The sequence below is a fragment of the Euzebyales bacterium genome, assembly GCA_035461305.1.
GTDB lineage: Bacteria > Actinomycetota > Nitriliruptoria > Euzebyales > JAHELV01 > JAHELV01.
Map to the genome: position 1 here is coordinate 1 of DATHVN010000016.1, position 21,136 is coordinate 21,136.

The following is a 21,136-nucleotide window of genomic DNA, read 5'->3' on the forward strand; positions in this document are numbered from 1 at the left end:
CACCGTGACAAGGTCGAGGTCGTTCGGCTGCTCCTTGTCGGATACGAAGCTGCCCGCCAGCCAGTGGGCCTCGAAGGCGCCGAGCTCGCACAGCGCGTCGCGGAGCTCGGTCCACCAGTCGAAGATCGCACGGCGAGTGTGCGAGCCGACGAACGGGTCGACGAGCGTGGCGCGGACCTCGTCGACCGACGCCTCGTGGCACCCCGGCGGCAGGTTGCCGTGCGCGTCCATCTCGGGCAATGCCATCCTGACGCTCCGATCGGTGAGGCGGGCGCGGCGGCCGCGGGTCGCGATATGGTCGGGTCGTGACGCGCAGCGGCCGGCGGCGATCCACCACCGGCCGGTGCCCATGGTCTAGAGCCCGAAGCTACCGCCGCCGAGCTTGCCGATCAGGTCCTGCGGCTCGATGCCGAGCTGCTCGAGCAGGCTCTGGTGCTCGGGGTGGTCGGTGTCCACCTCCTGCGGCAGTTCGTCGCGCACCTGGTCCGCCTGGCCGGGGTCGCCGGGCTCGCGCTGGGACTGCATCAAATCCAGGACTTGCTGCTTGTCGAACTGCATGTCGCGCTCCTCGTTCGTCGGATCGGTGGGTGTCGATGGTCGCGCACGTTGGCCTACACTTCCCATTTCGTGCGGTCCTTCGCCGCTCTCGCGTCCCAGGTGACCCGTCCCCCCTCCCCTTGCGCATGGCTCTTGACGTCCTGGGCGGCCCGCTGCGCTGTCCCCTTGAGGTCCTGTACGGCGTCCTGCGCCGACGTCCTGATGTCGTCGCCGACCTGCTGGGCGCGCTCGGTCAGGCGCTGCTTCGAGCCATGCAGGTCGAGGTGGCGGTCGGCTTCGTCGACGGCCCGGCGCTCCGCTTCGGTCTCCGGCAGCGCGCCGGCGATCAGGGCGCCGATGCCGAACGCGATGATCCCGGCGGCCAGCGGGTTGCCCCGCGTCCTGCGCTTCGCCGCACCCGACGCGTCGCTGACGGCCTGCCGCGCCTGGCGGGCGCTCCCTGACACGTCGACGTCGGTTGTGCGTTCCGACAGCGCCCGCGATGTGCCCGCGCGGCTGTCGTCGGAGCCCATGACCGACCGCTTCAACGAGTTCCACCGCTGACGTACTCGGTCCTGCGGCGCTCGTCCACCCGGCGAGGGTTGAGGCGGTCATTGATCGCTTCGAGCGTGCCCTCCATCTCGGCACGGGCCTCCGCGATGTCACGCCGGATCTCCAGCGGGTCGTCGCTGTGGAGTGCGGCGGCCTCGCGCTGTGCGGCCGCCCGACGTGCCTGCATGTCGGCGTCGGCGGCGGGGGTCGTGGTCATCGAGGTTGGTTCCTGGCCATCGGGCGTCCTCCTTGAGTGACTGGGTGGTCTCGGGCAGCGATGTGTCGACCTGCTGTGCGGTGGCGCGGCCCTGCATCGCGAGCACTCCGGCGATCACGGCGTACATCGCACCGACGATCAGAAACCCCAACGCCGGGTGAGGAACGAGAGGTCGCCGAGCGCCCAGGCCGCGGCGAACGACAGCAGCACCGCGGCCAGGAAGCCGACGAGCGCGGCGCCGCCGAAGAGCCCTCCGGCCCTGCCGGCCGTGTGGATCTCAGCCTTCAGCTCGTTCTTGGCGAGCTCGATCTCCTGACGAAACAGCGTCGACGACTGGTCGGTCAGGCGGGAGACCAGCTCCGGCAGGGTCGCGTCGGGCTCCGGCGGTTCGTACGGGTCACGTGGTGTCGTCGCACTCACCTTGTGCGCTCCTGGTCGATGTCGAGCGGCCGGCGCTCCACGTCTTCGGCGTGGGGTGGGGCGATCGGTCGATCGGCCGCGGTCTCGTCGGCGGTCGTCCCGCCGGGACTGACCACGACTGCACTGTCGTCGCTGGCGTAGCCGACGATCACGTCGTGATCGCCGGACCGGTCACCCGTCTGATCGCCTGGCCCGGTGCTGGAGCGCTGCGTCTCGCCGCCGCCGCTGACCGGTTCGTCGGAGCTGCCGACGCCGCCGCTGACCGGTTCGTCGAAGCTGCCGACGCCGCCGCTGACCGGTTCGTCGGAGCTGCCGCCGCGGCCGCCGCTGACCGGTTCGTCGGAGCTGCCGACGTCGACGAGCCCGTCGGTCGTCCGCCACGCGGTGACGTCGTGACCGGTCGCGCCTGTCGACGACCCCGTCGGGAATGGGGCCGACGACCGGACCGGTCGCTCGTCACCCGTCATCACGGAGCTCCTGCGCCGCGTTGCGGCCGAAACGGCCCGCGACGACGCCTGCGGCCAGCGCGCCGGCCAGGAACAGCCCGGGACGACGGCGACCGAACGAACGCAGGTCGTCGAGCCCGCGGTCCTGGATGGTCCCGGCCCAGTGGTTCAGCCCATGGGCGACCGCCTCGATGTAGTCGCCGAGCACGCCGGCCTCGTCGACGCGACCGTCGGCCAGCGCACGCAGCTGGTCGCCGGCGGTGGACAGCGCTGCGCCTGCCCGCTGGGTCTCCGCCTGCGCGTGGCCGCGCAGCTGTCGTCGCGCGTCGCGTGCGATGGAGCGCGCGTGCTGCTTCGCCTCCAACCTTGATCTGCCCACCGCGGGCCCCGGCACTGTCGCTCACGCTGGACGCGGCTTCCTTCGCCCTGCGCTTGACCTGCTGGCCTGCGTGCCTGGCGACGTCGGCGGTGTCGGGGCTACCCGATGGCCCTGATTCGTAGTCACTCATCGATGCTCCTCACACAACACATGCACGGACAGTCGGACGCGGACCGCGGCCGTGCCGGGCGCCGCGTGTGGGGAGGGCGCTGGTCGCGCTCCGGATGACGGGCTCACCGCCGTCGCGGTGAGTGCTCCGGGGGCAGGGGAGCGGTCGATCGTTCGCCGGTGGCAGTCGTCACACGCTGCGTGACCGGCGCTCACTCCTTGCCAGTCGCCGCCTCCCCCACGTGGTCCGCCTTCTTCGCGTCCCGCTGGCCCATGGGGCGGGGATTGCCCGTCGTGGTGTCCCGGCGCGTCTGGTGCTCCAGCTCGGAGTTGATCTCTGCGCCGAGCAGGATCACGAACATGGTCAGCAGCAGCCAGAGGTTCAGGACGATCACTCCCGCGAGCGCGCCGTAGGTCTCGTTGTAGGACCCGAAGTTGTTGACGAAGAAGAAGAACCCGACCGATCCGATGACCCACAGAACGGTCGCGATCACCGCGCCCCAACTGACCCACCGGATCTTCGGGTCGTCGCGGTGTGGCGCGATCTTGTACAGGACGCCGAGGGCGACCATCATCAGCGCCGCCAACAGCACGAAGCTCGCGACCTGCCCACCAATGCGTGCGATCGGGCCGGGTGCGATCTGCTCGAGCAGGACAGGGACGACGCCGATCAGTCCGATCGCGACGATGAGGAAGACGATCGCCCCGAACGTCAGCAGGATCGCCAGCCCCCGACGTCTCGGGAATGACCGCGGCTCCTCGTCGTAGGCGATGTTGATGCCCTTGATCAGGCCGTCGACGCCGCCCGATGCGCTCCACAGCACGCCGGCCAGGGCAATGAGTGCGCCGAGGCCAAGTCGATTCATGCCTGTCGCCGACATGATCGGGTCGGAGATCACCCGCGCGACGTCCTGTGACATCGATTGCGTCGCCCGGGTGATCTGCTGTTGGACCGTCGCCTCGCTGGCGACCAGCCCGTAGATCATGATCAGGGCGATCAGCGCGGGGATCAGGGCGACCCAGGCATAGAAGGCGCAGCCGGCGGCGACCACCGGAATGTTGTCCTCCTTGATCTCGGCGAGCACGCGCTTGCCTACGTCGAGGAAGCCGCGTGACGGGATCTCACCGGGGCGGTCGGCCTCGCGTCCGCGGTCGTCGTGGTGCTGTCGAGTCGTGTCGCTCATGTCCTCCCATGCCTCCGCCGATCGTTGGTGGCCTGCCCGGCGGGCAGGCTGTATGCCCATTCCGTCCACGCACATGTCTGAGCTGAGTCGTTCGTCACCGATCGTTCGATGCCGGCGGCGGTGCGCGTTCGGTGTGCGTCTCGGGGCGTCACCACCTGGGAATGCCCGCCTTCGTGTGGTCGGTACAGTACGGAGCACACGATCGTGCGAGAGGACGTGCGGCGGCCATGACACATGTGGTTGGATCCGATGACGCCGCGCCGGGCACGGGTGAACCGAGAGGGGTCGATCACCGCGGGTTCTGGCGTGTGCTCGAGCGGTTCGCCGGCACCCTCGTCGACCGCTACGACCTCGATGACGTCCTCGAGCAGCTCGGCGTCGACATCGCCGAGGTGCTCGATGTCGCCGGCGCCGGTGTCATGCTGGCCGATGAGTCGGGCAGCCTGCGGTTCTGCTCCACCAACAACGAGGTGCTGCGCAAGCTCGAGAAGCTGCAGATCGACCTCGACGAGGGCCCGTGCCTGCTGGCCTACCGCAGCGGCGAGATCGTGCTGGCCGGGGACCTGCGGGACGACCCCAGGTTCCCCAGCTTCGGGCCGCGGGCGGTCGAGGTTGGCATGGCTGCGGTCTACAGCTTCCCGATGCGGCTCGACCAGCAGGTGATCGGCGCGCTGAACCTGTACGCCGAGACCGCGCGCGCGTTCTCCCCCGACCAGATCGAGGTCGGAGGGGTGTTCGCAGACGTCGGCACGATGTACCTGCTCAATGCCCGTGACATCGCCCAGCGCGATCTGCTGACCAAGCAGCTCCAGCACGCGCTGGACAGCCGGGTGCTGATCGAGCAGGCGAAGGGCTACGTGGCCGCGCTCGCCGGCATCGAACCGGCCGAGGCGTTCGAGCTGATCCGCGGCTACGCGCGTCGGCACCAGGTGCGCGTGCGGGTCGTGGCCCGCGCTGTGCTGCACGGCGATCTGGTGGCAGACGACCTCCGCTGAGCCCACGGCGGGTCCGTGGTCGACCGCGGCGGGCGACGCGACCGCCCGTGTGTGCGGGGTGGCTATCGGATGTGGGTTGCTGGCGACCACGGTGACGGGTGGCGCCGCCGTGTGTGGCGGGTGGCCATCGGATGTGCGTGGCTGGTTGAGACGCTGGCGGGTGCGTGGCTGTGCGGGGGCGTTGGTGCGTACTGGTTGCCACCTGGCGGGTGTGTGACTGTGCGTGTTTGGCGCGTGCGGACAACGCTCAGCCGCGGCCGACGTACGGCATGCCGGTGGCCATGACCGTCATCGTCAGCACGTTGGCGTCGAGCGGCAGGCTGGCCATGTAGCGCACGGCGCGGGCGGCGTCCTCGACGTCCATACGCGGCTCGGGGGCGGTGCTGCCGTCAGCCTGCGGCATGCCGTCGGCCATCGCAGCGGTCATGTCGGTCGCCGCGTTGCCGATGTCGATCTGGCCGCACGCGATGTCGTGGGCGCGCCCGTCGAGCGCGGTCGACCGGGTGAGACCTGTCACGGCGTGCTTGGTCGCGGTATAGGCGACGGAGTTCGGTCTGGGCACGTGCGCGGAAATCGAGCCGTTGTTGATGATCCGCCCACCGCGCGGCGTCTGCTCGCGCATGATGCGGAACGCCGCCCGGGTGCACAGGAACGCGCCGGTCAGGTTTATGGCGACGATGGCGTTCCACTCCGCGACGGACAGGTCGTCCACGCGCGCTGGCTCGCCGAAGGACCCGGCGTTGTTGAACAGCAGGTCGAGCTGGCCGTGCCGGTTCACGGTGTGCGCGAAGAGCGCCTCGACGGCGTCGGGGTCCGTGACGTCGGTGGGGACGGCGTCAAGCGTGCCCGGAAGGTCCGCGCCGCGGGCGACCGTGTCGTCGAGCGTCTCAGGGCGCCGCCCGGCCAGCACCACGGTCCACCCATCGGCGGCGAGCGCCAGCGCCGACGCGGCGCCGATCCCGCTGCCGCCACCCGTGACGACTGCGACCCCCGCCACCGTCGTGTCCGCGTCCATCGTCATGCCCCCGGGTCGTCGTCAGCCGTCGGTGCGCTCCACGTGGTCGGCCCACCAGTCGTACAGCTCGCCGGCGGCCGCAGGCTCGTCGAGCCGCGCGCTGCCCATGATCGGAGCGCCGGGCACCGTCCACGACAGCCCCGCCTTGCTGCTGTCGACCGCGCACACGACCTGCCCCGGGCCCCGCGCGCCCTCGTAGCCGTGCGTGGCTCGGCGGTCGTCGCGGCACTCACCGTCCGAGGTCGCGCTCGCCAACGACGCGAACGCGGCGTCGCGCTCGTCGACCGATGCGAACTGGCGGAAGACCACGCGGGTCGGCGCCTCGTCGGCGCCGGTGCAGGCGATCGCGACCTGCTCGCCGGCGAGTGGATCGCGGTTCGGAGGTCGGCAGTCGGCCTTCTCGAACACCCCAGCGGCGTTCAGCAGGTCGAGCTGCGCGTCGTCGAGCGCGGGGGCGGCATCGGGATCGGCGTAGCCCGCGATCTCGGGACCGGGGTCGCCAGGGTCCTGACCCGAGCCGACCAGCGGCCACGCCAGCGAGATCATCAGAACGGCCACCGGCAGGCCGACGACGGCCAGGATCGCCGGTCGTGGCAGCGATCGCCGGCGCGGTGCGGCGGGTGGCGACGCTGCGCCCGCTGGTTCCGCCGCAGTGTCGCCGCCGCCGGGCCCGGTGGCGGTCGGTGCGTCGACCGGCGCCGTGGTTGCCGTGATCCGCCGGGGCGGGGCGGCGCGGTCGGCGGCAGGCGCGCTGGCGTGCTCGGCCGCTGCCGTGGCCACCTGATCGGCCGCACGCGAGCCCGTCGCAGGCGGAGCGGCCCGATCGGTCGTCGACCTCGCGGGCCATTCGGTCGCAGGCTCGGCGGGCCGATCGGTCGCAGGCTCGGCGGGCCGATCGGTCCCACCCGAGCCGGTCCCAGGCGAGGCAGGCCGACCAGTCGCAGGCGCGCCGGTCGGAGGCGATGCGGCGCCACCGGTCCGGGCTGCGGTGCCGTTGACGTCCCCGACGGCCCGTCGTGCAGCGTCGACCGCCGAGCGCAGGGCGCGCTCGGTCGCGGTGGTGCCGCGGTCGAGCCTGCGCGTGTCGCCAGGGCCGGAGCGCGTGCCGGGCTCGTCGCGCGCCGCGGCGACCCCGGCGCGCATCTGCATTGTCGCCGTCATCGGCTCCGACGGTGGCTCGGGCGGCGGCAGCACGAGCTCCGCGGCAGCAGCGAGCGTCGCGCACCGCCGGAACCGGTCCGACGGGTCCTTGGCCATGGCCGTGGCGATCACTCGGTCCCACGTGCGGGAGAGCCCGGGGCGGACCGCCGACGCCCGTGGGGGCGCCTCGTGGAGATGCGCGGTGATCATCTCGGCGATCTCGCCCTCGAACGGCTTGCGGCCGGTCAGGCACTCGAACAGCACGCACCCCAGCGCGTACACGTCGGTGCGTCCGTCGACCCGCGCCGAGGTCCGCATCTGCTCCGGCGCGGCGTAGGCCAGCGTGGCCGGGGCCAGGCCCTGGGTGACCGGGTTGTCGGTCGTCTGGTCGACGCGCCGGCTGATCCCGAAGTCGGCCAGGTACACCGCATCGCTGTCGTCGAGGCATAGGATGTTGCCCGGCTTGACGTCGCGGTGGACCAGGCCCTTGGCGTGCGCGTAGTCGAGCGCCGCCCCGACCTGACGCACGACCGAAACGGCGCGGTGCTCGTCCAGCGGACCGTGGGCCAGCTCATAGCGCAGGTCCCTGCCGGCGACGAAGCGCATGACCAGGTACAGCAGACCGTTGCGCTCGCCGCCGTCGTAGACGGTGACGATGTTGCGGTGCTCGAGGCTGGCGGCGATGTTCGTCTCGCGCCGGAACCGCTGGTGGTCCGTGGGCGTGAAGTCGTCCGACGGACGCAGCATCTTGATCGCCACGTCGCGTTCGAGCAGCGGGTCCCAGGCCCGGTAGACGCGGCCGAACCCACCGCGACCGAGCTCAGCGGTGATCTCATACCGGCCGTTCCAGGTGTCGCCCGGTTGTGGCAGCCCAGACACTGTGGTGGCGGATCTCCCCATCGTCGTCCTGCCCCGCCTTCGCCGGAGCCTGGCGCTCCCGGCGCATGGAGCCGTCGGTCACTTCGCCTCACGGGACCCGGCGCCGCCGTTGCGCCGGTCCGTCGCAGCCTCTCGTGTGCGTGCGTCGTGGACCTGGCTCGGCGCACATTCTCGCACGATCGGATGGACCGTGTGCAACGCGGCCGAGCCACGGCGCAACGGGGATGGCGCTCAGGCGTCGATGCGGGCGCGCAGCGTGCGGACGGCCTGCATGTAGCGGTCCATCTGCTCCATGTAGCGGGCCGCGTCGTCCTTGGCCTCGGGGTGGCGCATGCCCATCGCCTTGGCGGCGAACTTGGCGCCGCGGCAGTAGGGGAGCAGGGCCGGCAGCGGCATGGCCTCGTCGCCCGGCACGGGGTCGACGTGGTCGGCCTGTGCCTGCTCGATCGGGGACAGCTCCAGCGAGGTGACGTGCGCGAGCAGTTCGTCCTCGGTGATGCGGTCGGCGAAGTCCCGCGAGACCTGGCGGAAGTGCTCGCCGCCGTCGGGGTGGATGACGACGACAGCCGGCCGCGCGATGTCGCCGCGGGCGGTGTCGGGGTGCCACACGTCGAGCGCCTTGAGCAGGCCCTCGCCATCGGGGTCAGACAGCATCTCGAACGGCAGGTGGAGCTTTTCGATCATCGCGGCGTTGCGTGCCGGTGAATCGACGCTGACGCCGACGATGTGCGTGCCCGCCTGCAGGAACTCGTGATACCGGTTCGCCAAGCTGACCAGCTGGCAGTTGCAGTACGGTCACCAGTCGCCGCGCAGGGTGACCAGCACGATCCCGGCGTTGAGGTGGTCGGTGAGCGTCCAGTCGCGGTCGTTCTGATCGCGCAGCGTGAAGTCGGGCACCGTCATGGCGGACTCCTGTCTCTGGGGACGTTCGGAGGTGTACCCGGCGCCCCCGGGCTACCATGCAGGGAGGATGAGCGCGCCCCTGGGCCCGGTGCAACGCGCGGCCTACCGTGTGTGGCTGGCGGTCGGCGTCTTCGCCCTGATCTGGGTGGCCTGGCGGGTGCTGGCACGTCCGGTCGCAGTCATCGTGCCGCCGCTGCTGCTGTCCACGGTGATCGTGTACCTGCTGGCACCGATCGTCGCCGGCTTCGAGCGCCGTAGCCTGCCGCGGTGGGCCGGGACGCTGCTTGCGTACCTGATGGCCCTGCTGACACTGACCGTGATCGGCGCGGTGCTGGTGCCGCTGCTGACCGAGCAACTGCAGGCGTTCGCCGACCGGCTGCCGTCGCTGCTCACCGCCCTCGGTGAGGACCTCGACCGCCGGTTGGCACCGATGGGGATCGACGTGCCGATCGGCGACTCGATCGACGCCGCGGCGATGCAGAGCAACATCGAGCAGGCGCTGCAGGGTGGCGCCCTCCCCGCCCTGGGCGGCGTACTCGGTGGGCTGTCGGGCCTGGCCCTGGGCCTGCTGCAGGTCGTCCTGGTGTTCACCCTGGGCCCGGTCGTCGGCTTCTACGTGCTCGTTGACCTGCCGCGCCTGCGCCGCTGGAGCCGGGCGCTCATCCCACCGCGGCACCGTGCGGAGGCCAGCGAGGTCGCGGCCAAGCTGCACTTCGTCGTCGGCGGGTTCATCCGCGGGCAGCTGCTGGTCGCGCTGTTCGTCGGGCTGGCGGCGTCGGCGGGTCTGGCCATCGTCGGTCTGCCGTTCTGGCTGCTGGTCGGGGTCACCGCCGGCGTGACCAACGTCATCCCGCTGCTCGGCCCGTTCGTCGCCGGCGTGCTCGGCGTGTCGATCGCGATGGTCAGCGAGGGGATGGGCCTGGCCGCGCTCGTGCTGGCGGTCCTGTTGGTCGTCCAGCAGCTCGACAACCAGCTGATCTCGCCACTGGTCATGGGCCGCAACGTCCACGTGCACCCCTTGGCGGTGCTGCTGTCGCTGGTGATCGCCGGGACCGTCTACGGCGTGATCGGTCTGCTGATGGCGGTCCCGTCGGTGGCGGCGGGCAGCGTGCTGGTGCGCCACTTCTGGGAGACGCGGGTGCCATGGGCCGACACCTCCACGGCCGACCTCACCGCCTCCGGCGATCCGCCGGCGTCGTGGACTGCCCGCGTGCCGGTGCGGCCACGCGGCAAGTAGCGCGGCCGCGCCCAGGCGCGCGTGCGCTGCGGCGCAGTACAGTGGTGCGGTCGCCACGGACCCTGGGTCGGTGGCGGACCATTGGATAGCCATCCAGAGCGGCTGAGGGACCGGCCCGTCGACGCCGCCGCAACCAGACCACGCACGTCGCGGTCCAGGTGCGAACTCCGGCCCCCTCGGGGGGAAGATGGCGCAACGCTCGTCCTCCCTCCGCGCGACCGAGTGGAAGGACGACGCGGTGACCTACCTTCGCGCCCTGCGCTGTCGTGGCTGCGGCAGCGAGACGGCGATCACGCCCGCCCATGTCTGTGACCGGTGCTTCGGCCCGTACGAGGCGACATACGACTACGACGCGATGGCGGCCGGGATCAGCCGCGCGTCGATCGAGGCGGGCGCCGACAGCCTCTGGCGGTACCGGGACCTGCTCCCGCTGCCGACCGATGAGCCGGTCGACCCGGTGTGGCTCGGTGGCGGTCTGACGCCGCTCGTGCGGGCGCCGCGGCTGGGTGCCGCGCTCGGCCTGGACGACCTGTGGCTGAAGAACGACACGGTCAACCCCACGTGGTCGTTCAAGGACCGGGTGGTGACCGTGGCGCTGACCGCCGCGCGCGCGTTCGGCTTCACGACGGTCGCGTGTGCGTCGACGGGCAACCTGGCCAACTCGGTCGCCGCGCACGCGGCCGCCGCCGACCTCGACGCGTACGTGTTCATCCCACACGACCTCGAACAGACCAAGGTGCTGGCCAGCGCGGTCTACGGACCGAACCTCGTCGCGGTCAAGGGCACCTACGACGACGTCAACCGGCTGTGCAGCGAGGTTGCCGACGAGTACGGGTGGGCGTTCGTCAACGTCAACATGCGCCCGTTCTACGCCGAGGGCTCCAAGACGATCGGGTTCGAGATCGCCGAGCAGCTCGGCTGGACGCTGCCCGACCAGGTCGTGGCGCCGATGGCGTCGGGTTCGATGATGGTCAAGATCGACAAGGCGTTCCGCGAGCTGACCCGCGTCGGGCTGGTCGACGAGATGCCGTGGGCGATGTTCGGCGCGCAGGCGCTGGGATGCTCACCGATCGCCGCCGCGTTCGCTTCCGGTGAGGACGATCCCACCCCGGTCAAGCCGGACACGATCGCGAAGTCGCTGGCGATCGGCAACCCCGCCGACGGCGGGCCGGCGATCGGTGTAGCGCGCCGAACCGGGGGCGGCATGGACGTCGCGACCGACGACGAGATCGCCGAGGCGATGCGCCTGCTGGCCCGCACCGAAGGGGTCTTCGCCGAGACCGCCGGCGGCGTCACGGTGGCCGTGCTGCGCAAGCTGGTCGACGCCGGTGCGTTGGACCGCGCCGCGCGGACCGTGGCGGTCATCAGCGGCAACGGGCTCAAGACCGTCGACGCCGTGCCGGCGACGCCGACGTTCACGGTCCCACCGTCGCTGGACGACTTCGAGGAGGCCGCGGGCCTGCTCGACGTCTGAGCCGGGACGCGTCCCCGGAGTCGGTCGAAGCGCATCGACGAGCTGCAGGCCGAAACCGGCCGCTCCGGCGGCTCGTGAGCACGTCCGTCCCCGCAGGATCGTGCGCGACTCGCCTATATCGGCACGCCGATCAGCACGAAAGCGATGTCGTCGCGGCCGTCGGGTGCCTCGAGGAAGCGTCGTTCGAGCTCGCTGGCGAACTTGTCGACCGGCAGGTGGTTGAGGCCGGCGAGCATGCGGTGCAGCTCCTCGTCCTCGATCGGGGCCGCAGGGCGGTCCGTGATGCCGTCGGTGTAGAGGAACACACGGTCGCCGGGCAGCAGGTCGGTCCGGTCGCAGTGCAGCTCGATGTTGGTGAACAGCCCGACCAGCGAGCCCTCACGGCCGAACGGCATCACGTCGGTACCGCGCAGAATCAGGGCGAGCGGGTGTCCCCCGAGCGCGAGGTCGGCCTGGACGGTGTTGTTCAGGCCGAGCCGCAGCACCGCCGCCGTGCAGTAGCGGTCGTCACCCTCCGCCAGGATCGCCCAGTTCAACGCGTACAGCATGCGGATCGGGTCGCCGTCGAGCATGGCCGCGGCGCGCAGCGTGTAGCGGGCCAGCAGTGCGCGCGACGCCGCCGACGGTCCTTTGCCGCACACGTCGCCGATCTCCAGGTACCAGCAGGCGTCGGAGTTCTGGTACCAGTCGTAGAAGTCCCCACCCACCTCGGAGATGTCGGCCGGCAGGTAGCGCGCGGCGACGTCGAGCTCGGGGATCTTCGGAGGGTCCTCGGGGATGATCGCGGCCTGCAGCTTCTGGGTCACCTGGGCGGACCGCTGCTCGCTCAGTTCCAGGGCGCGGGCCGTCTTGCGCATCTCGCGGATCGACCGGTCCATCGCCCCGATCGCGATCGACACGCTGGCACCGGCCAGCACGAACTGCAGGATCGCCCACACGCTGCGGGCGAATGGCATCCCCGCAGCGCTGTCGCGCTCCATCACGACGCCCCACAGCGCGATCGCGCCGACGGTTGCGGTGACCAGCCCGATCCGCCAGCCTCCGAGCAACGCGCCCACGCCGACGAGGATAAGCAGCCAGGCCCCCGGCAGGATGACCACCGTGTTGTCGACCAGAGCGAACATCAGCGCGGTCAGCGCGATCACCCCGCTGATGATCCCGGCCGTGCGCCAGGGGCGTCCCGCGAAGTTCGCGTCCCGCCAATCCTGGAAACGGACTATGGGGGACGAGCGCAGCACAGAACCCAGTGAGTGAGAAGCGCGCCTCCGCCGCACTGGATGCCCTGGTTCGTTGGACGACGCGCCTGATCCTAGCCGTGTCCAATGCCCTGCCGACAGCCCGATGCGGCAGGAACATGGGAAATCTTGTCACGCCGGGGCGAACACCTCGTTGGCGAGCGTGACCTGCGCCGGATGGGTGCAGCGCGCGCCGTCATACCCGACTGCGCCGGCCCGCTCGACGGTCGCGCGGTAGGCGGACCTGTCGTCGCCGGCGACCGCCGGCGCGACGACGGCGTGTAGGCCGACAGCCCGTGCGGCGACGAGCACCTGCAGCCGGAGCGACGTCAGCACGTCGTCGTTCGTCGTCGGATCGCCGTCCGCGCCGAGCGCGGCCAGAAGGCCCGCCTCGTCGAGCACGAGGGCGTCCAGCCGGTCGGACACCAGCGCGATCTCGTCGAGCAGCGCCAGCGCCTGCGCCGTGGCGATCTCGGCCTCGATGACGATGCGGTGACCCAGGTCGATGCGTTGCTCGATCATGCCGACCAGGGTGTCGACGAACTCGATGTCGCTCGGTGAGGTGACCTGCGGCACAACGATGCCGTCGATGAAGTCCCCGGCCCGCTCGACGATGTCGACGACGTCGCGGTAGGCCCACTTCGAGTCGATCGGGTTGACCCGGACCGCGAGGAGCGCCTCGCCGTAGTCGTTGGACTCCAGCGCCTCGGCGATCCCGGCCCGCGCGACGTCCTTGTGCGACGGATCCAGGTCGGCGAGGTCGAGCACCACCTGGTCGGCGCCGAACCGTCTCGCGCCGCGCACCTGCTGAACGACGTCGGAAGGCACGTGCAACGATGACCGGTGCTGCGGCACGTCGGACGTCATGACCACAATGACCCTCACCTCGCCGGTCACGTCGTGGCGGGCCAGCTTGCCACATGACCGCGCTGTGACTGTACCGACCTTGGATATCCACCTGGGCCAGACGTCGCCGCTGACCAGGATCGCGCGCACCTGATCGATTCGACGGTCCGGTGCCAGCCGAGCTCCAGATCCGAGCCCGAGATTCACTCCACGGTGCCCGCCGACGCGGGATCTGCTCTGGCATGGTTACGACCAACGTGCGCGGGTGGCGGCCGCGGCGTCGACTCGGGTCATGGCCGGGGGAGATGACCCGAGTTGGTTCGCGCGATGGATCAGTAGGTCGTCGATGCTCGCGTCCACATTGTCGGTATCACGCTGATGGCTCCTCGGCGCAGCTCGCGGCGACGTTCGACGGCCGCACCGGTGCCGCTCCCGTCACACCAGCGGACCAACGCACCGGGTCCTGCCACCCGTGCCTGCTCACGCGGAACGACCGCCGACGAGCCATTGGCCAGGATGGTCGCGTCAGCGCAGCGAACGGCCCGCGGCAGCTTGCTTCGCCGCAGGACCGTGTGGCTGGACGCCGACAGGTGATTCTGTCGACGTCCGCTCGTCAGGCGCCTAACATGTATGGCCGACGCGCAGGCCGAGGCCGGCCCGTGACAGCCCGGCATTCCAACGGAGCTGCCGTATTCTCAGCGCAGCGTCCCGCGCCACACGGGACGCCGTGGATGTCCTGGGCTAGGCCCGTTCCTCGCGCGTCTCGTGGGCGGCGGCCTCCTTGCGGGCCTCGACGGCTTCGCGCTCGGCGGCCTCGGCCTTCTGCTCGGCCTGGGCCTTGTCCTGCTGGGCCTGGCCCTCCTCCTTCATGTCCTCGTCGCCGAGCAGCGAGCCGGCAGCCTCCTTCATGCGACCGGCGCCTTCTTCGATGTTCTCGCTCATGCCCATCACCCTTCTCCTTCTTGTGGCCTCGTCGTCGGCGTACCCGACCAGCGGGGTGCACATGCGTTAGCGTCAGGTGATGGCGACTGACCACCACCAGCGCGCGCGGGCCGTGCTCGAGCCAGACGTCTACGACTACTTCGCCGGCGGCGCCGATGAGCAGTTGACGCGCGACGACAACGACCGAGCCTGGGCGCGACTGCGGCTGCGGCCGCGGGTGCTGCGCGACGTGTCCATCGTCGACACGACGGCCACGATGCTCGGGACGACCGCCGTCGCGCCGATCGGCATCGCGCCCACGGCGGCGCACGAGCTCGCACACCCGGAAGGGGAGTGCGCCACCGCGGCCGGCGCCGCGGCGGCCGGCGCCGTCTACATCGCCTCGACGTTGTCGACGCGCTCGCTGGAGGAGATCGCCGCGACCGCCCCCGAGGCCGTGCGGTGGTTCCAGCTGTACGTACGGGGTGAGCTGACGACCGCGCGCGACCTGGTCAGGCGCGCCGAGGCGAGCGGCTACGCGGCGATCGTGGTCACTGTCGACGTGCCGGTCCTCGGGCTGCGGCGGCACGAGGGTCTGACGCTGGACAGCCGCATCGACTTGCCGCACATGCCGCGGTCCGACCAGCCGGACGGCGGGGCGTACGCCCGCCACGTCGCTCTGACCTTCGACGACCTGCGTGCGATCATCTCGTGGACCGCGCTGCCGGTGCTGGTCAAGGGCGTGCTGCGTGCCGACGACGCGACGGCCTGCGTACGCACCGGCGTCGCCGGGATCATCGTGTCCAACCACGGCGGACGCCAGCTCGACACGACCGTCGACCCGCCGACGGCGCTGGCGGAGGTCGCCGCCGCGGTCGGCGACGCCACCGAGGTCTATGTCGACGGCGGGATCCGCCGGGGCACCGACGTCGTCAAGGCGCTCGCGGTGGGGGCGGATGGCGTGTTCGTCGGACGGCCCGTGGTCTGGGGTCTGGCCGCCGACGGTGCGGACGGCGTCCGGGCGGTCCTCGACGACCTGCGGATGGAGCTGGTCCGGGCGATGAAGCTGTGCGGGACGCCGACCGTGGCCGACATCACGCCCGACCTCGTCGTAGGACCCTGAGCCGGAGCTGCGGTGCTCACTGTTGTGCATCTGTTTCTGGGTCTTGACTACCGGTCTCGTGCATTTAGCCTACGGTGGGACGTCGCATGGGAGTTGGTGTGCGGGAGCGGACTTCAGCTGGCGGAGGCTCGGCGCTCGTCGCCGTTGTCGTCGCGCTCCTGCTGATCGTCAGCGGTCTGCCAGCGCAGGCCGCGCAGGCCAAGAAGGCGCCGCCCATCGACCCCTACGCGCCCTACGAGCCACAGGGCGTGTGCGACCCCACACCGAAGCCGGGGGTCGTGGCGTTCGCCAAGCTGCTGCTCGAGGCCTATCCCGTCAGCGGGTGGTCGGGCATCAGCCGTGACTGCGGCGTGCGGGGCACCAGCGAGCACAAGGAGGGCCGCGCGTTCGACTGGGCCGTCAGCGTCGCCAACCCACAGCAGCGGGCGGTCGCCGAGGACGCGCTGGCCAAGCTGCTCGCCACCGACGGGGACGGCAACCGCCATGCGCTGTTCCGCCGCTTCGGCCTCATGTACATCATCTGGAACCGCCAGATCTTCAGCTCCACGCAGGCCGACGCCGGATGGCGGCCGTACGCGTGCAACTCCGCCGCGTCCTACGACGACTGCCACGTCGGCCACGTCCACTTCTCGTTCTCGACGGCCGGCGCGATGATGCACTCGTCGTGGTGGAAGATGAAGCCCACGGACTCGAAGGTCTCCATCGAGCGCGTCAAGTCGCGGACGCGTACCGCGACCGCGGTCGAGATCAGCTCCAGCGCCTTCCCCGGTAAGGGCGCAGCAGAGTACGTGTTCCTCGCCGACGCCGGTGACCCGTACGACGCGATGGTTGCCTCCGTCATGGCCGGTGCCGCGCACGGCGCCGTGCTGTTGACCCGCGGGACCGACGCGCTGGAGCCCAAGGTCAACAAGGAGCTGCGTCGACTGCTCGGCGGCTCGGGCACCGTCACGCTGGTCGGTGACGCCGACGGGCTGCCTGGCGCAGTGGTGAGCGACCACGCCGACCGGTACCAGATCCGCCGGGTCGCCGGCGCGGACGTCTACGGCACCGCGCGGGCCGCCGCACTCGACATGGAGCGCGCCGGGCAGTCGCGCACCGCGGTCGTCGCCGGGGTCGACGCCCTCGACCAGGCGCTGCCGATGGTGGCCGTGGCGGCCGCCAACGACTGGCCAATCGTGTTCACCAAAACCAACGAGCTGAACGACGACGCGCGCGGCTTCCTGGTCGAGGCCGACATCGCCACGGTCCACATCGCCGGCTCGACCGACGCGGTGTCCACCGACGTCCGTCGGGCGATCGCCGACCTCGGCGGGGTCAAGGTGCAGCGTCATGGCGGCGACAACGTCCACAGGACGTCGGTGACCGTCGCGCGGGACTTCTTCGCGATCCCGTCGGCCTACGCGCTGGTCAACCACGACGACCTGGTGACCGGCGCCGTCGCAGCCGCCTACGCGGGTGAGCGACGCCACGCACCGCTGCTCGTGACCAACGGCCGCCGACTGGGCGCGGCCGTGTCGGACTACATCATCCAGACCGCGTCACCGGGCGCGTCCGGCATCCTCGTCGGTGACCGTTCCACCCTGCGCCGCCGCATCGAACGCGAGCTTCTCCGCACGCTGCAGTAGTCACTCGACGGCGATCGCAAAGTCCGACGCGGTGACCAAGCGCAGGCCGCCACCCGAGATGGGGACGTCGGGTGCACCCGAGGGTCCGACAGATCCCAGAGATGCCCTGCACGACCAGGGCGCGGTTGAACGCCGTCCGGTCGTCGGGTGCGCCCTCGCGCAGCTGCGCCAGGGGGTGTCACCGGTGAGCCCGCAGTCGCGGCGCCGGCACCACGAAGAACCCGGCGGACACCCGGCGGACACCACGACGCCCATCGTGGCCAGCGCGTCTGGTGGCCCCACCGCGTCCTGTATCGCGACGAGGTCGCAGTCGTCCAGCGCCTCGATCTCGGGCATCCGGCCGCCGATCCCGACCGCGTCCGCGTCGGTGTGCAGCACGTGGTAGCCGTGATCGAGCAGCACCCGCACGGCCTTCATCCGCAGGAGCCACGGCGCGGCGAGCATGCCGTCCCACGGCATCGGGGCGGACGTGAAACCCGAGACGTCCAGGCTGTCGCGCACTGGGTGGTCGAACGCGCAGATGATCGGTCGGCGTGGCCGTAGCGGTCGGCGGCGACCTGCCAGTAGAGCGGGACCTCCTGGTAGCCGGTGTCGCAGAACAGCAGCGTCGGCAGCGTGCCGCGCCGTTTGGCTTGGTCTGGCGCTCCCCAACGCGTCAGTTCTCCGCCTCGACGCGATCGACGGCAAGCTCGGCCAGTTGACGCTTGGCATGCACACGATCGAGTCGCTCCTGCGTGAGCTGATCGAGCGAAAGTGAGCGGTCCTACGACACGCACATCGACCTCACGCGTCCGCGACGCAACGGCTGTGCTGCAGATCGTCAGCCGGTGACGGCGCCCACCTCGGCTCCCGCTACGGTCGTGGCGTACTTGGCGAGCACGCCGGTGGTGTAGCGGGGCTCTGGGTGCTTGAGGGTCGCCCGGCGACGCTCGAGCTCGTCATCGGCGACGTCGAGGTCCAGGCGGCGGTTGGGTACGTCGAGCACGATGCGGTCGCTGTCCTCGATCAGCGCGATCGGCCCGCCATCGACCGCCTCGGGCGCCACGTGTCCGACGCACAGCCCGTGGGTCGCCCCGGAGAACCGCCCGTCGGTGATCAGTGCGACGTCGCTGCCGTGGCCCGCGCCCTTGACCGCCGCGGTGACCGCCAACATCTCGCGCATCCCCGGCCCGCCCTTGGGACCCTCGTAGCGGATGACGAGCACGTCACCGCCCGCGAGCCTGCCGTCGAGCACGTAGTCCATCGCGTCCTGCTCGCCGTCGAACACCCGCGCTGTGCCGGTGAACGTCTCGTCGTCGAGCCCGGCGATCTTGACGATCGCGCCGTCGGGCGCCAGCGAGCCGCGCAGCACGGCCAGGCCACCGTCGGCGTGGATGGGGTCGTCCAGGTCGCGGATCACGTTGCCGTCGGGTCCTGGGATGTCGTGCAGCGCGTCGAGGTTCTCGGCGAGCGTGCGTCCCGTGACCGTCAAGCAGTCGCCGTGCAGCAGGTCCGCGTCGAGCAGCACCTTCAGCACCGCGGGCACGCCGCCGGCGCGGTCGATCTCGCTCATCGCGAACCGCCCGTGCGGGCGCGAGTCGACGATGTGGGGCACCCGCCGGCCGACGCGGTCGAAGTCGTCGAGCGTCAGCTCGACCCGGGCCTCGTGCGCGATCGCCAGCAGGTGCAGCACGGCGTTGGTCGAGCCGCCCACGGCCATGACCACGGCGATGGCATTCACCAGCGACTCGCGCGTGATGATCTGGCGTGGGCGGATGCCCGCCTCGAGCAGCGACATCACGGCCTGGCCCGAGCGCACCGCGAGGTGCTCGCGGCGGGCGTCGACCGCGGGTGGCGACGCCGACGCCGGCAGGCACATGCCGAGCGCCTCGACGGCGGCGGACATCGTGTTGGCCGTGTACATGCCGGCGCACGAGCCCTCGGTCGGGCACGCGTTGGACTCGATGCCGAGCAGCTCCTCGTCGTCGATCGTGCCGGCCGCGTGTGCGCCCACCGCCTCGAAGACGTCCTTGATGTCGATGTTGCGTCCCTTGTAGCTGCCCAGCAGGATCGTGCCTCCATACAGGAACACAGACGGCACGTCGAGGCGCGCGGCGGCCATGACCATGCCCGGCAGGGACTTGTCGCAGCCCGCGAAGGTGACCATGCCGTCGAAGCGCTCGGCGTGCATGACCGTCTCGACCGAGTCTGCGATGACCTCACGCGACACCAGCGACGCGCGCATGCCCTCGTGGCCCATCGCGATGCCGTCGGACACCGCGATCGTGTTGAACTCCAGCGGGAACCCACCGGCCTCACGCACCCCCAGCTTGGCGTGCTCGGCGAGGCGCCGCAGCGGCAGGTTGCAGGGCGTGACCTCGTTCCACGACGTTGCGATGCCCACCTGGAACTTGCCGAAATCGTCCTCGGTCATGCCGACGGCCCGCAGCATGGCCCGTGCCGGAGCCCGTCGTGGCCCCTCGCTGACGTCCGCCGACCGGCGCGTGCCTGTGGGGTCCATGGCTGCTCCTCGAACTGAAGGTGTGGGCGCTAGGCTTTCCATCCGCACGTCATCATCCCACAGTGACGAACCACGACCCGTCTGAGCGAGGGTGCGCGATGGCTGACAACCCCACCACGTGGTACCTCGTGGCGACCGACGACGGCAGCGACTCAGCCTATACGGTCACGCGTGAGGTGGGTTTCGATCTCGCTGCGAAGTCCGACGCCGGGGTCATCCTGTATGACCGCACGAGTGAGAGCAAGCTGACCAACCCCTACCCGTCGGGCCCCTGGTCCGACGAGGGCGACGCGGTCAGCCCCGACTCCGAGCTGGAGCCCGAGACGCTGCGCGACATGGGCCGCGCCTACCTGGCCGAGCAGGTCATCGAGGCGCGGGACCGTGGGATCCCCACGCGCGCCCACCTGGCGGTCAACACGGGTGCCGAGGCGCTGGCCGACGCGGTCAGGCGCTACCGCCCGACGACCGTCGTGTTCCCGCAGGCGGCGACCGAGGACGCATCGTTCCTCGACAAGGTCACCCACGACACCGTCGCCGACCTGCTCGCGGACACCTCCGCCGAGGTCGTCCTGATCAACGCCGAGGGCAACCGGGTCACCTGACCCGGCCCGCACGCGGCGCGCGCCAGGCGGCGCCGGGCCGGGCGGCGTCGGCTCATGGGACCAGTTCGAGCCGATCGCAGTGGCGGGGCACCACGCCCAGGGGCCATGATCGAGGCTGGCGATGCGCTGCTGTCAGAGCCGCTCGGCGACCGCCACCACCGAGGCGTCGACCCCCGGCGGAACGTCGACGTCGGCCTCCACCAGCTCCGCGATCCGTTGCCAGTCGCGCTCGTGCACCGGCTCGACCATCAGCTCGCCGTCGCGGAGGCTCCCGACGAGCGTGAGCTCCGCGTGTGCGCCGAAGCGGCTGCCGAGGAGGTTAGGCGACCTCCACCGTCCCCGTCCGCGGCATGACGACCGTCGCACCGCGTCGCGGAACAGTCCGCGGGATGACGCATGGTTGGCTTCTCGCGTGGCGGCGGCGACCAGCGGCCCTGCATCGGTGAGCAGCGCGTCATCACCGACTGCGGTGGTCGTCAATCGCGTCGGGCGACGTAGTGGTCCAGGTTCGTGCCGCTGTCGGGGTCGCCCTCGCCCAGGTTCGTCCCGCTGCCGGGGCAGCCGTCGCCCAGGTTCGTCCCGCTGCCGGGGCAGACCTCGCCCAGGTTCGTCCCGCTGCCGGGGCAGCCGTCGCCCAGGTCGAAGATTCGACAGGTCACGACCTTCGCCCGCAAGCTCGGCGAGGTACGCGGCGATGCCTCCCGCGCGTACTCGATCATCGACATGCCCCCGACGACGCGCCTCGTACCGCAGCTGTGCATCAGCCTCGTCCGGCCGCACGATCGTCGTCCGCTTCAT

The 21,136-nt window shown here is 71.0% G+C and carries 23 protein-coding genes, 1 pseudogene and 1 riboswitch; of the genes and pseudogenes, 6 read left to right on the forward strand and 18 right to left on the reverse strand.

Features of this window, described 5'->3' with window-relative positions:
• From VK923_01450 to VK923_01485, 8 genes are all read right to left on the reverse strand, one after another.
• Positions 1 to 246: hypothetical protein (locus tag VK923_01450; GenBank protein ID HSJ43330.1), on the reverse strand; the 246-nt coding region annotated here is incomplete at its 3' end.
• Positions 247 to 354: 108 nt separating this feature from the next.
• Positions 355 to 558 (reverse strand): hypothetical protein, encoded by a 204-nt coding sequence (locus VK923_01455; protein HSJ43331.1) that lies wholly within the window; start codon positions 556 to 558, stop codon positions 355 to 357.
• A gap of 53 nt (positions 559 to 611) precedes the next feature.
• A complete protein-coding gene (locus tag VK923_01460; GenBank protein ID HSJ43332.1) occupies positions 612 to 1,085 on the reverse strand; it encodes a hypothetical protein in 474 nt (157 codons plus the stop codon).
• Positions 1,082 to 1,306, reverse strand: coding sequence for a DUF3618 domain-containing protein (locus VK923_01465; protein ID HSJ43333.1), 225 nt, complete (start codon positions 1,304 to 1,306; stop codon positions 1,082 to 1,084). The genes VK923_01460 and VK923_01465 overlap by 4 nt, the downstream gene beginning before the upstream one ends.
• 138 nt (positions 1,307 to 1,444) lie before the next feature.
• The gene (locus VK923_01470) at positions 1,445 to 1,726 is read right to left on the reverse strand and encodes a phage holin family protein (protein ID HSJ43334.1); all 282 of its coding nucleotides are present in this window, start codon (positions 1,724 to 1,726) and stop codon (positions 1,445 to 1,447) included.
• Positions 1,723 to 2,193, reverse strand: coding sequence for a hypothetical protein (locus VK923_01475; GenBank protein HSJ43335.1), 471 nt, complete (start codon positions 2,191 to 2,193; stop codon positions 1,723 to 1,725). The genes VK923_01470 and VK923_01475 overlap by 4 nt, the downstream gene beginning before the upstream one ends.
• Complete coding sequence (locus tag VK923_01480) at positions 2,183 to 2,536, reverse strand: hypothetical protein (protein HSJ43336.1); 354 nt, start codon at positions 2,534 to 2,536, stop codon at positions 2,183 to 2,185. The genes VK923_01475 and VK923_01480 overlap by 11 nt, the downstream gene beginning before the upstream one ends.
• A 335-nt stretch (positions 2,537 to 2,871) precedes the next feature.
• The gene (locus VK923_01485) at positions 2,872 to 3,843 is read right to left on the reverse strand and encodes a YihY/virulence factor BrkB family protein (protein ID HSJ43337.1); all 972 of its coding nucleotides are present in this window, start codon (positions 3,841 to 3,843) and stop codon (positions 2,872 to 2,874) included.
• 227 nt (positions 3,844 to 4,070) lie between these two features.
• Between VK923_01485 and VK923_01490 the strand changes: the two genes are divergently transcribed.
• A complete protein-coding gene (locus VK923_01490) occupies positions 4,071 to 4,838 on the forward strand; it encodes a GAF and ANTAR domain-containing protein (protein ID HSJ43338.1) in 768 nt (255 codons plus the stop codon).
• A 247-nt stretch (positions 4,839 to 5,085) separates the two neighbouring features.
• On the opposite strand, the gene VK923_01495 is transcribed toward VK923_01490, so the two are convergent.
• The 3 genes and pseudogenes from VK923_01495 to VK923_01505 form a co-directional block, all read right to left on the reverse strand.
• A complete protein-coding gene (locus tag VK923_01495; protein HSJ43339.1) occupies positions 5,086 to 5,859 on the reverse strand; it encodes an SDR family oxidoreductase in 774 nt (257 codons plus the stop codon).
• 15 nt (positions 5,860 to 5,874) lie between these two features.
• Complete coding sequence (locus VK923_01500; GenBank protein HSJ43340.1) at positions 5,875 to 7,893, reverse strand: protein kinase; 2,019 nt, start codon at positions 7,891 to 7,893, stop codon at positions 5,875 to 5,877.
• A gap of 210 nt (positions 7,894 to 8,103) precedes the next feature.
• A pseudogene (locus tag VK923_01505) lies at positions 8,104 to 8,655 on the reverse strand (redoxin domain-containing protein).
• A 187-nt stretch (positions 8,656 to 8,842) separates the two neighbouring features.
• On the opposite strand from VK923_01505, the gene VK923_01510 reads away from it, so the two are divergent.
• Positions 8,843 to 10,012, forward strand: a complete 1,170-nt coding sequence (locus tag VK923_01510; GenBank protein ID HSJ43341.1) for an AI-2E family transporter — start codon at positions 8,843 to 8,845, stop codon at positions 10,010 to 10,012.
• Positions 10,013 to 10,098: 86 nt separating this feature from the next.
• Positions 10,099 to 10,206: riboswitch (SAM riboswitch) on the forward strand.
• A 44-nt stretch (positions 10,207 to 10,250) separates the two neighbouring features.
• On the forward strand, positions 10,251 to 11,486 hold the full coding sequence (gene thrC, locus VK923_01515; GenBank protein ID HSJ43342.1) for a threonine synthase: 1,236 nt from the start codon (positions 10,251 to 10,253) through the stop codon (positions 11,484 to 11,486).
• Positions 11,487 to 11,599: 113 nt separating this feature from the next.
• Here thrC and VK923_01520 read toward each other — a convergent pair whose 3' ends face one another.
• From VK923_01520 to VK923_01530, 3 genes are all read right to left on the reverse strand, one after another.
• A complete protein-coding gene (locus VK923_01520) occupies positions 11,600 to 12,631 on the reverse strand; it encodes a PP2C family protein-serine/threonine phosphatase (GenBank protein HSJ43343.1) in 1,032 nt (343 codons plus the stop codon).
• 222 nt (positions 12,632 to 12,853) lie between these two features.
• Positions 12,854 to 13,618 (reverse strand): aldolase/citrate lyase family protein, encoded by a 765-nt coding sequence (locus VK923_01525; GenBank protein ID HSJ43344.1) that lies wholly within the window; start codon positions 13,616 to 13,618, stop codon positions 12,854 to 12,856.
• A 690-nt stretch (positions 13,619 to 14,308) separates the two neighbouring features.
• Positions 14,309 to 14,572 carry a hypothetical protein gene (locus tag VK923_01530; GenBank protein ID HSJ43345.1) on the reverse strand — a complete coding sequence of 88 codons (264 nt, stop codon included), beginning with the start codon at positions 14,570 to 14,572 and terminating at the stop codon, positions 14,309 to 14,311.
• Between the two features lie 16 nt (positions 14,573 to 14,588).
• Between VK923_01530 and VK923_01535 the strand changes: the two genes are divergently transcribed.
• Positions 14,589 to 15,611: an alpha-hydroxy acid oxidase gene (locus VK923_01535; protein HSJ43346.1), complete on the forward strand. Its 1,023-nt coding sequence runs from the start codon at positions 14,589 to 14,591 to the stop codon at positions 15,609 to 15,611.
• A gap of 86 nt (positions 15,612 to 15,697) precedes the next feature.
• A complete protein-coding gene (locus tag VK923_01540; protein ID HSJ43347.1) occupies positions 15,698 to 17,236 on the forward strand; it encodes a cell wall-binding repeat-containing protein in 1,539 nt (512 codons plus the stop codon).
• Here VK923_01540 and VK923_01545 read toward each other — a convergent pair whose 3' ends face one another.
• Together VK923_01545 and ilvD are read right to left on the reverse strand one after the other, a co-directional pair.
• A complete protein-coding gene (locus VK923_01545) occupies positions 17,237 to 17,737 on the reverse strand; it encodes a hypothetical protein (GenBank protein ID HSJ43348.1) in 501 nt (166 codons plus the stop codon). It abuts the gene before it with no gap.
• Between the two features lie 319 nt (positions 17,738 to 18,056).
• Positions 18,057 to 19,736 (reverse strand): dihydroxy-acid dehydratase, encoded by a 1,680-nt coding sequence (gene ilvD, locus VK923_01550; protein ID HSJ43349.1) that lies wholly within the window; start codon positions 19,734 to 19,736, stop codon positions 18,057 to 18,059.
• Between the two features lie 98 nt (positions 19,737 to 19,834).
• On the opposite strand from ilvD, the gene VK923_01555 reads away from it, so the two are divergent.
• Positions 19,835 to 20,338 (forward strand): hypothetical protein, encoded by a 504-nt coding sequence (locus VK923_01555; protein ID HSJ43350.1) that lies wholly within the window; start codon positions 19,835 to 19,837, stop codon positions 20,336 to 20,338.
• 132 nt (positions 20,339 to 20,470) lie between these two features.
• On the opposite strand, the gene VK923_01560 is transcribed toward VK923_01555, so the two are convergent.
• Positions 20,471 to 20,818: a hypothetical protein gene (locus VK923_01560; protein ID HSJ43351.1), complete on the reverse strand. Its 348-nt coding sequence runs from the start codon at positions 20,816 to 20,818 to the stop codon at positions 20,471 to 20,473.
• Positions 20,815 to 20,997, reverse strand: a complete 183-nt coding sequence (locus tag VK923_01565) for a hypothetical protein (protein ID HSJ43352.1) — start codon at positions 20,995 to 20,997, stop codon at positions 20,815 to 20,817. The genes VK923_01560 and VK923_01565 overlap by 4 nt, the downstream gene beginning before the upstream one ends.
• Between the last annotated feature and the right edge of the window lie 139 nt (positions 20,998 to 21,136).